Origin of the sequence: Photobacterium iliopiscarium (assembly GCF_003026395.1) — a bacterium.
Classification (GTDB): domain Bacteria; phylum Pseudomonadota; class Gammaproteobacteria; order Enterobacterales; family Vibrionaceae; genus Photobacterium; species Photobacterium iliopiscarium.
In genome coordinates this window covers 488,524-502,247 of the sequence record NZ_PYOO01000002.1, presented here as the reverse complement: position 1 = coordinate 502,247, position 13,724 = coordinate 488,524, and the positions used below count along the sequence as shown (strand labels likewise).

General features: G+C 40.1%; 13 protein-coding genes. 8 read left to right on the top strand and 5 right to left on the bottom strand.

Features of this window, described 5'->3' with window-relative positions:
- The first annotated feature begins 238 nt into the window (after positions 1 to 238).
- Entirely contained in the window at positions 239 to 1,312 is a 1,074-nt protein-coding gene (gene dinB / locus C9J51_RS05660; RefSeq protein ID WP_045037584.1) for a DNA polymerase IV, read from the top strand.
- Between the two features lie 82 nt (positions 1,313 to 1,394).
- Here the strand turns inward: dinB and C9J51_RS05655 are convergent, their stop codons facing one another.
- Complete coding sequence (locus C9J51_RS05655; RefSeq protein WP_107274894.1) at positions 1,395 to 2,855, bottom strand: aminoacyl-histidine dipeptidase; 1,461 nt, start codon at positions 2,853 to 2,855, stop codon at positions 1,395 to 1,397.
- A 1,091-nt stretch (positions 2,856 to 3,946) separates the two neighbouring features.
- Here C9J51_RS05655 and C9J51_RS05650 point away from each other — a divergent pair.
- The 6 genes from C9J51_RS05650 (at position 3,947) to C9J51_RS05625 (ending at position 10,596) form a co-directional block, all read left to right on the top strand.
- Positions 3,947 to 5,236 carry an NCS2 family permease gene (locus C9J51_RS05650; protein ID WP_045039204.1) on the top strand — a complete coding sequence of 430 codons (1,290 nt, stop codon included), beginning with the start codon at positions 3,947 to 3,949 and terminating at the stop codon, positions 5,234 to 5,236.
- Positions 5,237 to 5,305: 69 nt separating this feature from the next.
- Positions 5,306 to 5,764 carry a xanthine phosphoribosyltransferase gene (gpt, locus tag C9J51_RS05645; protein ID WP_045037587.1) on the top strand — a complete coding sequence of 153 codons (459 nt, stop codon included), beginning with the start codon at positions 5,306 to 5,308 and terminating at the stop codon, positions 5,762 to 5,764.
- Positions 5,765 to 5,948: 184 nt separating this feature from the next.
- Positions 5,949 to 7,208: an esterase FrsA gene (gene frsA / locus C9J51_RS05640; RefSeq protein ID WP_045037588.1), complete on the top strand. Its 1,260-nt coding sequence runs from the start codon at positions 5,949 to 5,951 to the stop codon at positions 7,206 to 7,208.
- A gap of 254 nt (positions 7,209 to 7,462) precedes the next feature.
- Positions 7,463 to 7,873, top strand: coding sequence for a sigma factor-binding protein Crl (gene crl, locus C9J51_RS05635; RefSeq protein WP_045037589.1), 411 nt, complete (start codon positions 7,463 to 7,465; stop codon positions 7,871 to 7,873).
- 246 nt (positions 7,874 to 8,119) lie between these two features.
- A complete protein-coding gene (proB, locus tag C9J51_RS05630; protein WP_045039205.1) occupies positions 8,120 to 9,274 on the top strand; it encodes a glutamate 5-kinase in 1,155 nt (384 codons plus the stop codon).
- A gap of 80 nt (positions 9,275 to 9,354) precedes the next feature.
- The gene (locus C9J51_RS05625; RefSeq protein ID WP_170073307.1) at positions 9,355 to 10,596 is read left to right on the top strand and encodes a glutamate-5-semialdehyde dehydrogenase; all 1,242 of its coding nucleotides are present in this window, start codon (positions 9,355 to 9,357) and stop codon (positions 10,594 to 10,596) included.
- A gap of 100 nt (positions 10,597 to 10,696) precedes the next feature.
- On the opposite strand, the gene C9J51_RS05620 is transcribed toward C9J51_RS05625, so the two are convergent.
- The 4 genes from C9J51_RS05620 to C9J51_RS05605 form a co-directional block, all read right to left on the bottom strand.
- Positions 10,697 to 11,239 carry an NUDIX domain-containing protein gene (locus C9J51_RS05620; RefSeq protein WP_045037591.1) on the bottom strand — a complete coding sequence of 181 codons (543 nt, stop codon included), beginning with the start codon at positions 11,237 to 11,239 and terminating at the stop codon, positions 10,697 to 10,699.
- Entirely contained in the window at positions 11,232 to 11,444 is a 213-nt protein-coding gene (locus tag C9J51_RS05615) for a DUF2897 family protein (protein ID WP_045039206.1), read from the bottom strand. Before C9J51_RS05615 ends, C9J51_RS05620 begins: the two co-directional genes overlap by 8 nt.
- A 220-nt stretch (positions 11,445 to 11,664) precedes the next feature.
- Positions 11,665 to 12,795, bottom strand: coding sequence for a succinyl-diaminopimelate desuccinylase (dapE, locus tag C9J51_RS05610; protein WP_045039207.1), 1,131 nt, complete (start codon positions 12,793 to 12,795; stop codon positions 11,665 to 11,667).
- 13 nt (positions 12,796 to 12,808) lie between these two features.
- Positions 12,809 to 13,162, bottom strand: coding sequence for an ArsC family reductase (locus C9J51_RS05605; protein WP_107236648.1), 354 nt, complete (start codon positions 13,160 to 13,162; stop codon positions 12,809 to 12,811).
- 236 nt (positions 13,163 to 13,398) lie between these two features.
- On the opposite strand from C9J51_RS05605, the gene C9J51_RS05600 reads away from it, so the two are divergent.
- Positions 13,399 to 13,680, top strand: coding sequence for a winged helix-turn-helix domain-containing protein (locus C9J51_RS05600; protein ID WP_036795756.1), 282 nt, complete (start codon positions 13,399 to 13,401; stop codon positions 13,678 to 13,680).
- Positions 13,681 to 13,724 lie beyond the last annotated feature (44 nt).

Sequence of the window (13,724 nt, the reverse complement as noted above, 5' to 3'; positions counted from 1 at the left end):
ACTTACATTAAAGCCTAGGTACGACAATAAAACTGTCATGCCTAGGTTTTTTTATGGGTGTAATTTAAGTGAAAGCTAAATTGATAAAGAACTGTAGTGACATACCTGATCTCGCGTTATCAATCGTTACTATTAGCAAAAATGGATCATTGCTATATTGACTGTGATTAAGTAAATTAGCGTATAATAACTGTATATAAAAACAGTTATTTGCTGTGTTCATTGATGAGTATTTACTGTGACCAATCCATTGCCAATCCAACGTAAAATTATCCATGTTGATATGGATTGTTTTTATGCGGCTGTTGAAATGCGCGATAACCCTGCCTTACGTGATATTCCTATTGCTATTGGTGGTCGCTCTGAACAACGTGGCGTGGTCAGTACCTGCAATTATTTAGCACGTAAATATGGTATTCATTCTGCAATGCCAACCGCACAAGCGATGAAACTGTGTCCTCATTTAACGTTAGTGCATGGGCGAATGGAAATATATCGTCAAGTATCTCAACAAATACGGGCTATCTTTGCTCGTTATACCGATAAAATTGAACCGTTGTCATTAGATGAAGCCTATCTTGATGTCAGTGATTGCGAGATGCTCCATGGTTCTGCGACCTTAATTGCACAACATATTCGCCATACGATTGAACAAGAACTGCAATTGACCGCATCTGCTGGGATTGCTCCGGTTAAATTTATAGCAAAAGTCGCCTCTGATCTTAATAAGCCCAATGGTCAATATGTTGTTACTCCTGAGCAAGTGGATGACTTTGTCGCCGAGCTTAAACTGGAGAAAATTCCAGGGGTGGGGAAAGTCACTATTAAAAAACTGCATCAACAAGGGTTGTATATTGGTCGTGATGTGCAAAATTACGCCCAACAGCAGTTATTGCAACAGTTCGGTAAGTTTGGACAATCATTATGGTTACGCGCTCATGGTATTGATGAGCGTGAAGTGATTGTGGAACGTCAGCGAAAATCGGTTGGCGTTGAACGTACGTTTAGTAAAAATATAGCCAGTTATGATGAATGTTGGCAGGTGATTGAGCAGTTACATGTAGAGCTTGAACAGCGATTGCGAAAAGTGCGTCCCCAGTTGAATATTGCGAAACAAGGGGTGAAATTAAAATTTGCGGACTTTCAGCAAACAACGGTAGAGCATAGTTGCCCGCTATTGGATAAACAACAATTTATTCCACTGTTAACAGAAGCACTGACACGTCAGCAAGGACGAGAAATTCGTTTAATTGGATTAAGCGTTGGTCTAGAGCAAGGATTAAAGGCTCAACAATTGTCGTTTGGTTTTTAATTTATTATACAGTGGATGCTGAACCATAAAAAAACGGGCACTAGGCCCGTTTATGATCAGGTGTTAGCGTTAATATTCAGTGTTATTTTTTAACAGGAATATTTTTTAGAATCGCTAACATTTGATCCCAGAACATTTGTACAGTATCAATTTTCACTTTCTCATCAGGAGAGTGAGGGAATTTGATGGTAGGACCAAATGACAACATGTCCATTTCTGGGTAAGGTTCTTTAAATAAACCACACTCAAGACCCGCGTGGATCACCATAATATTCGGTTTATTACCATACATTTGCTGGTAGGTATCACGGAACACTTGCATGATTTCAGAATCAGCATCAGGCTTCCAACCTGGGTATGCACCAGATACGTCACACTGTGCGCCAGTAAGTGCTGCTAATGATTGCAACATTCCTTCAACGTAGCTACGACCAGAATCGATCAATGAACGGATCAGACATAGGATCGTTACGGTATTCGCTTCAGTCGTGATGACACCCATGTTTAATGATGTTTCAACCACGCCTTCAATATCATCGCTCATGCGAATAACACCGTTAGGACAAACATTTAACGTATGCATTAAACGTGTTTGGTCAGCCAGTACCATAACATCGCTAGGCAATGAACATGCTTCAGTAAATAAGGTAATGTCAGTTTCAACATGGCCTAATTCAGCACTAACGATTTGTTGGTAATGAGCAAATAACGCATTAAGCTTATCGATATTTGCCGCAGGTAACGTTGCAATTACGGTTGCTTCTCGTGGTAGAGCATTTCGTAGGCTACCACCGATGAAGTTATTAAGACGTAAATCAAGCTCATTAGCATGACCCACTAAGAAACGCGCCATTATTTTATTTGCGTTGCCACGACCGGTGTGAATATCACAGCCTGAGTGACCGCCTTTTAGGCCTTTAACGACTAACTTAATTGCTTGATGTTCAGCAGGAATAGCTTCACGTTGAATATCAATGGTTAACGCGACATCAACACCGCCTGCGCAACCCATGTAAACTTCGCCTTCTTGCTCAGAGTCAGTATTCAATAGAATATCGCCTTCAAGCCAGCCAGCTTCCAAGCCAAAAGCGCCTGTCATGCCTGTTTCTTCATCGATGGTTAGTAATACTTCTAATGGACCATGTTCGATGTCTTTAGCCGCTAGGATTGCAAGACAGGTTGCCATGCCCATGCCATTGTCTGCACCTAGTGTTGTACCTGTTGCTGTTACCCATTCACCATCAATAAATGGCAGGATTGGATCTTGAGTAAAGTCATGTACGGTATCTTCATTTTTCTGTGGCACCATATCAATGTGTGCTTGAAGTACGACACCTTTACGGTTTTCCATGCCAGCAGTCGCTGGTTTTTTAATAATAACGTTACCCGTATTATCGCGACGAACATCTAACCCTTCAGCTTGTGCGAACGACACAATGTATTGTGCTAGTTGCTCTTCATATTTAGAAGGGTGAGGGATTGAACAAATCTGATCAAAGAAATGCCAAACAGCTGTTGGTGATAGTTGAGTAATTTCAGACACGGTAGCCTTCCTTTTTATATACGAGATTGGGCTAGTGTCATTTTGTAGGGTTTTAGCCGTAAAATGACAAATAGGTAGCGAGTATGTTTATCGCTTTGGTTTTAGCATATCACTCTGTCTTTGGGGGAGATAGGGCAAATAATAAAATCTTATAGCACTTATTTCTGCGATTATTACGCGACTGATGCCGTTATCCTTAATCATAATGGCGGTTATGTCTTTTTTATGATCAAATGTGCCGAAAAATACCCATAAAGAGATAGATTGAAATATAACTAAAAAATAATGTAATAAATTTACATGAAAACACAGATCTCAAGTAATAGATGCAAAAAGTGTGAGCTAGTTAAAATAAATGTTGTAAATTTATTTCATTTTGGCTATAGTTTAGTCAAGCCATGTTGATTGGCTTAAGAATTAACACTACATGTTCAGGATGAACCCGATATATCGCCTCCAAGGAACCGAGAATAAGTGAGCCGCGATGGCAAGCCACTAACGATGACGTTGGTGTACTTATGACTAAGGTGATTTAAATGAAAATTTTTTCTTCAATGACACATTTTTGGAATAACCGTACTGTATATACAAGTAACTTCCATTACCCAACGCCGTACCGTTACTAATTAGATTTTATTGTTTTGTTGCTTTCAACGAAACAAATGCAAGTTTGTTCATCCCCTTAAATTAAGAATATCTCGATAACACTATCCAGTTATCTGCAACATTCTGCCGCCACTTCAATTTGAAGTGGCGTTTTTTTTGCTGCTGTATTTTGTTCCTACCTTATTTCCCCCCTTGTTACTTTAGTTATCGGTCTTTATTAACGCTTAATTTTAGGGTTAAAAAAGTAAACGTTCAAAAAATAAACAAGCCTGTAATTATATTAACGTGATGATAATTAAGATTAAAATTTGATTTCATCAAGAATTGTTAATGATGTTAGTTATTGTTTTATGGTTTTCATCGATAAAATCTGGAAATTGCGTGATCGCATGATTATAATCAGCTCCGAAATGGATTGCGCAATCGTTTTCTATTTGTTGGCGTTGTTTGTTACTTTATTGTATCTCTCTAAGGAACCGAGAAGCATGCTAGAAAAGTTATTTAAACTCACTGAACATGGAACTACCGTACGCACTGAAATTATGGCGGGTGTCACTACCTTCCTGACAATGGCTTATATTATTTTTGTAAACCCCACTATGTTAGCCAGCACAGGAATGGATCAAGGGGCAGTGTTTGTTGCAACTTGTTTAGCCGCAATGATTGGTTGTTTTGTGATGGGTTTTTATGCGAACTATCCAGTAGCACAAGCACCAGGTATGGGACTCAATGCATTTTTTACTTATACCGTAGTATTAGGTATGGGGCATACGTGGCAAGTGGCATTAGCGGCAGTATTTTTATCTGGCCTCTGCTTTATTGCTCTGAGTGTTATGCGCGTCCGTGAATGGATCATTAATGCGATCCCTCATTCATTACGTATTGGTATTTCTGCTGGTATTGGTTTGTTTTTAGCGTTTATTGCACTGCAAACATCCGGCATTGTGGTTGCAAGTCCAGCAACGTTAGTGACCGCCGGTGATTTAACCAGTTTTTCGGCAATGATGGCTGCGCTAGGTTTTTTCCTGACGATTTCTTTAGTACAACGTGGTTTTAAAGCGGCCGTATTGATAGCGATTTTAATTGTAACGGCAATCAGTATTATTGCCGGAGAAGTGGATTACAACGGCATTATGTCAATGCCACCAAGTATTGCACCTACCTTTATGCAGCTTGATTTTTCAGGCGCAATGGAAGTGGGGTTGATTTCAATTGTATTTGCTTTTTTGTTTGTCGATTTGTTCGATACCGCAGGTACATTGGTTGGTGTGGCAACTAAAGCCAACTTAATTGGTGAAGATGGCAAATTACCGCGTTTAAACCGAGCACTATTGGCTGACAGTACTGCAACCTCTATTGGTGCACTACTGGGAACGTCAAATACCACATCTTTTGTTGAGAGTGTGTCGGGTGTCGCAGTTGGCGGACGTACAGGTCTAACAGCGGTTACCGTTGGCGTGTTATTCTTATTAGCGTTATTTTTTGCACCGCTAGCTGGAATGGTACCTGCTTATGCAACCGCCGGAGCGTTATTTTATGTTGCTATTTTGATGATGTCAGGCTTGGTATCGATTGATTGGCGAGATTTAACGGAAGCGGCTCCAGTGGTTGTTGTGTGTTTGCTAATGCCTTTAACTTATTCAATTGCAGAAGGTATTGGTCTTGGTTTCATTACATTTGCAGTTGTTAAAGCATTAAGTGGCAAGGGACGTGAAGTAAATATCAGTGTTTGGGTTATTTCTGCGTTATTTCTTGCGAAGATTATTTTCTTATAAGTGTAATGTTATTTACGCTTACATAAATTTATGCGATGTTTAAATCGCTGTTTCAGAGGTTGTTTTACTATGAGTAATAAATTCGTAATCACTTGGGATAACATGCAAATGTACACGCGTCAGTTAGCAGAAAAATTGCTACCGGCTGAGCAGTGGACAGGAATTATTGCAGTTAGCCGTGGCGGTTTAGTGCCAGCTGCTATTTTGGCGCGCGAATTAGGTATTCGTCATGTTGATACGGTATGTATCGCAAGCTACGATCATGATCATCAACGTGATATGAAAGTGATCAAGAAAGCAGACGGTGATGGTGAAGGTTTTATCGTAGTTGATGACTTGGTTGATACTGGCGGTACTGCTGAAAAAATCCGCGAAATGTACCCTCGCGCTAAGTTCGTAACCGTATGTGCAAAGCCAGCTGGTCAACATTTAGTTGATGATTTTGTTGTTAGCATTCCACAAGATACTTGGATTGAACAACCGTGGGATATGGCGGTTACTTTCGTTGATCCTATTGCGAAAAAGTAATGATGTGATTTAAGTGTGGATCCTATAACAGATTAATGTTGTGGTGATTATCGCGCTTAAAAACGAAATTTTATCGAAGACGCCATCTTGTTGGCGTCTTTTTTTTTGGATTTTAATTATTGGCTGCCGTTTAGGTATATTATCTAGGTCTATTAAGAGAAAGATATATACGTTGGAGGATGCCGTGTCGGAACCATCAAAACAAAATTTATCAGAGAAGCTATTTGCGCCACGTCAAACCAGTAAAGAGACATCGAATATTGTTAAAATTGCACATGTCCGTAGTGGTGATGTAAACAATGCACTTGATGGTGAAAGTCAGCTTGAATGGTATCGCGTTTTACGTCGTCCTCAATGGATCTGGCAAGGCGTTGATCCTGTTGAGCAAGAAGCTGTTTTAGCCCGGATTGCGGCTTCAACTGCACCTCGTACAAGTGAGCACTTATTAGACACTGTTATTGGCTATCGTCCGGGTAACTGGACTTACGAATGGTCACAGTTAGGCTCAAATTATCAGCAATTAGCCCGTACTGCGGCTAATAATGGTGATAAATTAGCAGCATCTGAGTTGCTATTTAAAGCCAGTACCCATTATAGCATTGCAGCATACCCTTATATAAAGGGTGATCAGCTGGCAGATCAAGCTGAGTTACAAGCTAATCAAAGTTACCGTGAAGCGATTGAATTACGTCCGCATGATATGCGTAAAATTGACGTTAAATATGAAAATAAGACCTTTGAGGCATTTATTCATCTTCCTCGCACTGACAAGTTATTACCAACTGTTATTGTCAGTGGTGGCTTAGCAACATTACAAAGTGATCTGTGGCGTTTATATCAAGATTATTTAGGCCCTGCTGGATATGCAATGGTTACACTTGATATGCCATCGGTAGGTCACAGTGATCGTTGGAATTTAACCGAAGATACTAGCCGTTTACACCAAGCACTATTACAACAAATTCGTGATGTGCCATGGGTCGATAATCGTAATGTTGCGATGCTTGGGTTACGTATGGGCGGCAATGCTGCGATTCGACTTGGTTTTATGGAGCCTACACGCTTAAAAACCTGTGTCAGTATTGGTGGTGCGATTAATAGTTTTCTTACTCAGCCGAAGCTATTGGATAACATTCCACGGATGTATTTGGATGTATTGGCATCTCGCATGGGTAAAAACGGTCAAGCAGAAGCCAGTATTAAGTCACATTTACCTGCGTGGTCATTAAAAAATCAGGGTATTTTAGGTCGTCGTCGAGTTGATATTCCAATGCTAGGTATTGGTTTGAAAAATGATCCCGTTTGTCCTGAAATCGATAATCAACTTATTGCGTTATCAAGTTATGGTGGTAAAGCGATTATGCTTCCTGCAAAACCTATCTATGATGGTTACCATCGCGTGATGACGGAAGTCGTTAAATGGCTTGATGATAAAATGAAGTAATTATCATCGCGATAATATGATAGTTAACAATAACGGAATTACATGATGATGTGATTCCGTTTTTTTTTGTTAAATATATTGCCATGATATTGTTAGCAAAACTGGGGTTTATAGTTTGTTATTTTGTTAAATATTATCCATACTGTAATGAGTTATTATTATGCTAAGTGTGTTTTTTAATGCGCCATGGATGATAAAAAGGTAATTAGTTTTACAAGCATATTCAATACTGCTGACTATGGATGGACAACATTATGACAATAGCAACAAGCTTTCCACCGCATGGCCGTTTAATGTCTAAATTGACGGCAATTGGTCCTTATCTTCGTGAAAAAAAATCCCAACCTCAACGGTTCTTTTTTGATTGTTTAGCCAGTTGTGTTAATGCAGAAAAGGCACCAGAATTACGTGAATTTTGGGGGTGGTGGTTAGTGATGACGGCAACAGACTCAGGTTATGAGTACGAATATGATTTTGGTCGTTTTAATGCTGCGGGTGAGTGGGCGAATGGTAAATTACCGGCTAAACATAAAGAGGCTGTGTTAAAAACCCTCGTTGATTTTTATTCTAAATTAACCCCTTTTGTTGTTGGTGAATGCGAGCTAACGTTGGTGCCAGCTGTCGGATTAACTCAAGTACCATTGGCTGAATTATCAACGCACTGAACCTGATTTATTGTTAAGTATAAAAATTATTACCACTGGCGACACTAGGTCGTGCTATTAGAAAATACTCATCAATACGCACTAATATTGTCGCTATGTGGTGTTATGGTTATTAATTAATGCTGCTTATGCTTAAACAACCTCCTAAACCCCGTTAATATTGATTTTGTCATTGTTTTTTTCTTGTGCTTTTCGGTAGGGATTGATACAACAAAGGACATTTATTATTTCAATCTATTTGATCTCATGGCTGATTCAAAAAAATCTCATGCTCAACAGCAAGATGTTGCCGCTAGTGCTGCAACCCATACAATTGTCGTCAAACTAGGTACTAGCGTACTAACAGGTGGCACACTAAAACTTGATCGTGCCCATATGGTTGAGTTAGTGCGTCAATGCGCAATGTTACGTAGTCAAGGCCATAAAATTATCATTGTTACGTCTGGTGCGATCGCGGCGGGTCGTGAGCATTTAGGTTATCCCGAACTCCCCAAAACCATGGCGAGCAAACAGTTACTTGCCGCTGTTGGACAAGGCCGTTTAATTCAAGAATGGGAAACCTTGTTTGGTATTTATGGGATCAACATTGGTCAAATGTTATTAACCCGTGCTGATTTAAACGATCGTGAACGCTATTTAAATGCACGCGATATGCTGGTGGCATTATTAGATAATGGCATTGTGCCGGTAGTTAATGAAAACGATGCCGTTGCAACCACTGAGATCAAAGTGGGCGATAACGATAATCTATCTGCGCTGGTGGGCATTTTAGGCGGTGCAGATAAACTATTGTTAATGACAGATCAGGCGGGTTTATTTACTGCCGATCCACGTAGTAATCCTGATGCAGAATTGATCCATGAAGTACATACCATTGATGATAAGTTACGTAAATTAGCGGGTGGTACGGTTGGTGGATTAGGTACTGGTGGTATGGCAACGAAGTTACAAGCTGCTGAAGTGGCTTGTCGCGCGGGTATTGAAGTGATCATTGCTGCTGGACGTCGGGTTGATGTGATTGTGGATCTTGCTGCTGGTAAAGCGGTGGGTACGCGTTTTCTGCCGTTAGAATCTCCCCTTGAAGGGCGTAAACAATGGATCCTTGCCGGTCCACCGCCAGCGGGCGATATTGTGATTGATGATGGTGCTGTAATTGCGGTGCAGCAAAAAGGCAGTAGTTTACTTGCTAAAGGTATTACCAACGTAAAGGGTACATTTGAGCGTGGTGAAGTTGTTCGAATCTTTGATAATAAAAATGTCTTACTGGCACGGGGTATTAGCCGTTATTCAAGTGAAGATATGATTAAGATTGCGGGTAAGCATAGTCATGATATTCATCAAGTTTTAGGTTATGAATATGGGCATGCTGCGATTCACCGTGATGATATGGTTGTTATTTAGTCGTAGTGATGATTCATATTGATACCTCATCAGGCATTGAATTCAAATTTAAGTAAGGAATTATTGTGAATCTTGAAATAATGGGACAAGCAGCGCAGCAAGCTGCGTTTGAATTAGCGACGACAGCAATATCAGTAAAAAATACCGCATTAGCGATTATTGCTGATGAATTAGAAGCGAATAAAAAAGCGATTCTTGCGGCAAATAAGCAAGATACTGATGCCGCGATTGCGAGTGGTATGTCTGATGCGTTAATCGATCGTTTATTACTTAATGACGAACGTATTTGCGCTATTGCCAATGATGTCCGTAATGTTATCAACTTAAATGATCCTGTTGGCGCAGAACTTGATAGTCGTGTCCTTGAAAATGGTATGCGTTTAAGTCGTCGTCGAGTGCCATTAGGTGTTATTGGTGTCATTTATGAAGCACGTCCTAATGTAACTATTGATATCGCCGCGTTATGTCTAAAAACGGGTAATGCGAGTATTTTACGTGGTGGTCGTGAGACTTTCCATTCGAATATGGCGCTAGTTAAAGTGATTCAATCAGCGTTAGCAAAAGCCGGTTTGCCCGCAGCATCTGTGCAATATATCGAACAACCTGACCGTGAATATGTCTCGCAGTTACTCAAGCTTGATCAATATGTTGATATGATTATTCCTCGTGGTGGTGCTGGTTTACATAAGATGTGTAAAGAAAATAGTACCATTCCCGTTATTATTGGTGGCTTTGGTATTAGTCACATGTATGTTGATGATAGTGCAGATTTATCTCGCTCATTAGATGTGGTTGAAAACGCGAAAGTACAACGCCCTTCTGCGTGTAATTCTCTTGATACGTTATTGGTTAATGAACAGATAGCCGCTACTTTTTTACCACGTTTAGTTGAGCGTATGAATCAAGCCCAAGTAACCTTGGTGGCTGATGATGCTGCGTTTAATTTATTTGACGGTAAAGCAAGTTTATTACGTAAAGCGGAAGCGGGTGATTTTGATACTGAATGGTTAAGTTATACGTTAGGCGTCAAGGTTGTGGCTAATGTTGATGAAGCGATTGCTCATATGCGTAAACATAACGCCAGCCATTCAGATTCAATCTTAACCAATAATATTCAAGCGGCTGAGCGATTTGTTAATGCAGCAGGTTCTGCGGCGGTATATGTAAATGCATCAACCCGTTTTACTGATGGTGCGCAATTTGGTTTAGGTGCAGAAGTTGCAGTATCTACGCAAAAACTGCATGCACGCGGGCCGATGGGCCTAGAAGAACTGACCAGTTATAAATGGGTTGGTATTGCTGATTATTTAATTCGTCCGTAATAAAAGCCACACTGATTAATATTAGACGAAAATAAATATCAAAAAAAAGCTGCCGATAAAATGGCAGCTTTTTTATTCGATAAAATAACGGATTAAGGGTTTAAATTGCCTGTTTAAGCTTGGCTAATCCATAAGCGGCAATGGTGACGCTATCTTTTAATTCACCGTTAATGATCATGGCTTCAAATTCAGTAATAGAAAAAGATTGGCTGATGAGATCTTCTTCTTCTAGGTCCCGATGTTGCTCTGACGTTGCGTGTAATTGGGTCGCTAAATAAATATGGCAAGTTTGATTTAAAAAACCATAAGCAATAAATTGGCTACCTAGATAAACCATGTTATCGGCAATTAATCCTGTTTCTTCTTGCAGTTCACCTTTTGCTAGATCAAGATGATCCGCATCCGGGTTTGCTTCCCACGCGCCTTGTGGAATTTCCCAACACCGTTGTTGAATGCTATAGCGAAACTGTTGTACTAAGTGAATACGACCATTATCAATCGCTAAAATAGCAGCACAATCAGGTTTTTCTACTACGCCATAAATACCTTCAGCACCACTTTGACGCTGAATTTTATCTTCGCGTACTGTCATCCATTTATTTTGGTACACAATGCGGCTGTCTAATGTTTTTATATCAGTCATTTTTATCCTGAGTGTTATTGCTCTTGGGTAAGTCATTATGATCAGATCGTGCAGATGTTAGAGAATCATCGGGTGGTGATTGTGGCGGTTGTCTTTTTTTGAGTCCAGTTCGCATATAAGCGGTGTACTTTAACGCGGCAATATTACTGGCGATCACCGCAATAATAATCACACAGATAACCCAAGGATTAAAAAACCATTCCATATTCACCTCGCACTATAATGTCTATATCAATCCACTGCATCACATGAGCGAGATTGATCATAAGTCACAAATCATTGTCATAGAGTATCAAGAATAGGCGTTAGCTACGATGGGTTCATGATAATAACAATGCATAATTATCTATCAAATATCGCATTATTAGCTGTTCAGTAATGTTATCTGAACAGCATTAATGATGACGAACAAGCGCTGTGCGTGATTATAAAATATTATTTAAAATCCGCTGATACATATCAGTCAGTTTTTCAAGATCGGTGACTTTAACGCATTCATTTACTTTATGGATGGTTGCGTTAACCGGTCCTAGTTCCACTACCTGAGCACCAGTACGTGCAATAAAACGCCCATCTGATGTGCCGCCGGTTGTCAGCAATTGTGGTGGAGTATGGTTAATGTCAGTAATAGCAGCAACAACCGCATCAACTAATGTACCACTGTCGGTTAAGAAGGGATGGCCGCTTAAGGTCCACTTTAAATCGTAGTCTAAGCCATGCGCGTCAAGAATTGAATGGACGCGACGTTTAATATCGATATCGGTTAATTCTGTGCTGAAACGGAAATTAAACTGCACCTCACATTGCCCCGGTATGACATTTGATGCCCCCGTTCCGGCTGTGATATTAGGAATTTGAAAGCTGGTTGGCGGGAAGAAGTCGTTACCGTTATCCCAATGGGTTGTGGCTAATTCAGCTAACGCGGGCAGGGCTTTATGAATCGGATTATTGGCCAAATGTGGGTAGGCAACATGGCCTTGAATTCCCTTGACGATCAGATCACCAGTAATTGATCCACGTCGACCATTTTTAACAATGTCACCAACGGCATGGGTACTTGATGGCTCACCAACAATACACATGTCTATTTTTTCATTACGGGCTTCAAGTGTGTCAATAACACGAGTGGTGCCATTAATAAATGGACCTTCTTCATCAGAGGTGATGAGCAGTGCAATCGAACCATTATGATTAGGATTTTGTGCAATAAAACGTTCAATTGCGACAACCATACAGGCCAGCGACCCTTTCATATCAGCAGCACCACGTCCGTGTAAGTAGCCATCAATAATGGTGGGTTCAAAAGGTGGTGTGTGCCATTGGTCGACAGGACCGGAAGGCACAACATCGGTATGACCTGCAAACACAAACAATGGTGCTTGAGTACCACGACGAGCCCATAAATTGACAGTATCTTCAAACACCATTGTTTCTATAATAAATCCTAGTGCCTGTAATCGTTTGATCATTACAGTTTGGCAACCCGCATCTTCAGGTGTTATTGAAGGGCGAGACATTAGATCTTTTGCTAGTGTAATAACGGGACTGTCAGACATCCTTGTATCCTTGTTATTTAGTAAGAAAAATAGCGTTATATTGGTCAGGTTTAAAACCTAAGTAGTAATGATTATTATGTTGTAATAACGGGCGCTTAATCATTGCTGGTTGTTCTAACATTAATTGCAGGGCGGTTTCACGATTAAGGTCGGCTTTTTGTTCTGCGGTTAATTGACGGAAAGTTGTGCCGCGTTTATTAACCATAGCTTCCCAGCCAAGTGCCGCTTCAAAGGTTTCAAGTTGTGCAAGATCAAGCCCATCAGTGCGGTAGTCATGAAATTGATAAGCGATATTTTCAGTGGCAAACCATTGCTTCATTTTTTTGATGGTGTCGCAGTTTTTTATACCGTAAGCGATAGTGTTCATATTTGGCTGACTTTTTTATAATAAGTAGATTATCTTTTATAGCGAGATTATTAGCTTATCGCAACTGTTGTACTTTATTGATTGTTATTTACGGTAATGTGCAATAGTGATAAGAATGGAAGCAAGTTCACTTTTATTTGTATTCATAATGATGAAACCGAATGTCTCGTTGATCAAACGCAACACCCTTGTTTAAGAACGGGCAATAATAGGCATAGTATATTATGGAGGCACCAATGGAACTGAATCCAGTTTTTGCTCGTAGACTTTACTTGGCATTACTTGTTGAGCATACGGAACGTCCTAATGTTCCTCGCTTAATAGAACAAACAGGTTGGCCCCGACGGACAATTCAAGATGTATTAAAAGCCTTACCTGGGCTAGGTATTGAATTGACCTTTATTCAAGATGGGCGACGTCATAATGATGGGTATTATAAATTAAGTGATTGGGGACCGTTTGATCTGCAATGGGTTGAATCGCGTGAACAGGATTTAATTACATCTTTAGCGTTGTAGGCTATCACTATCATAATGATTAAATACCGCAGTGCGTTTATCAC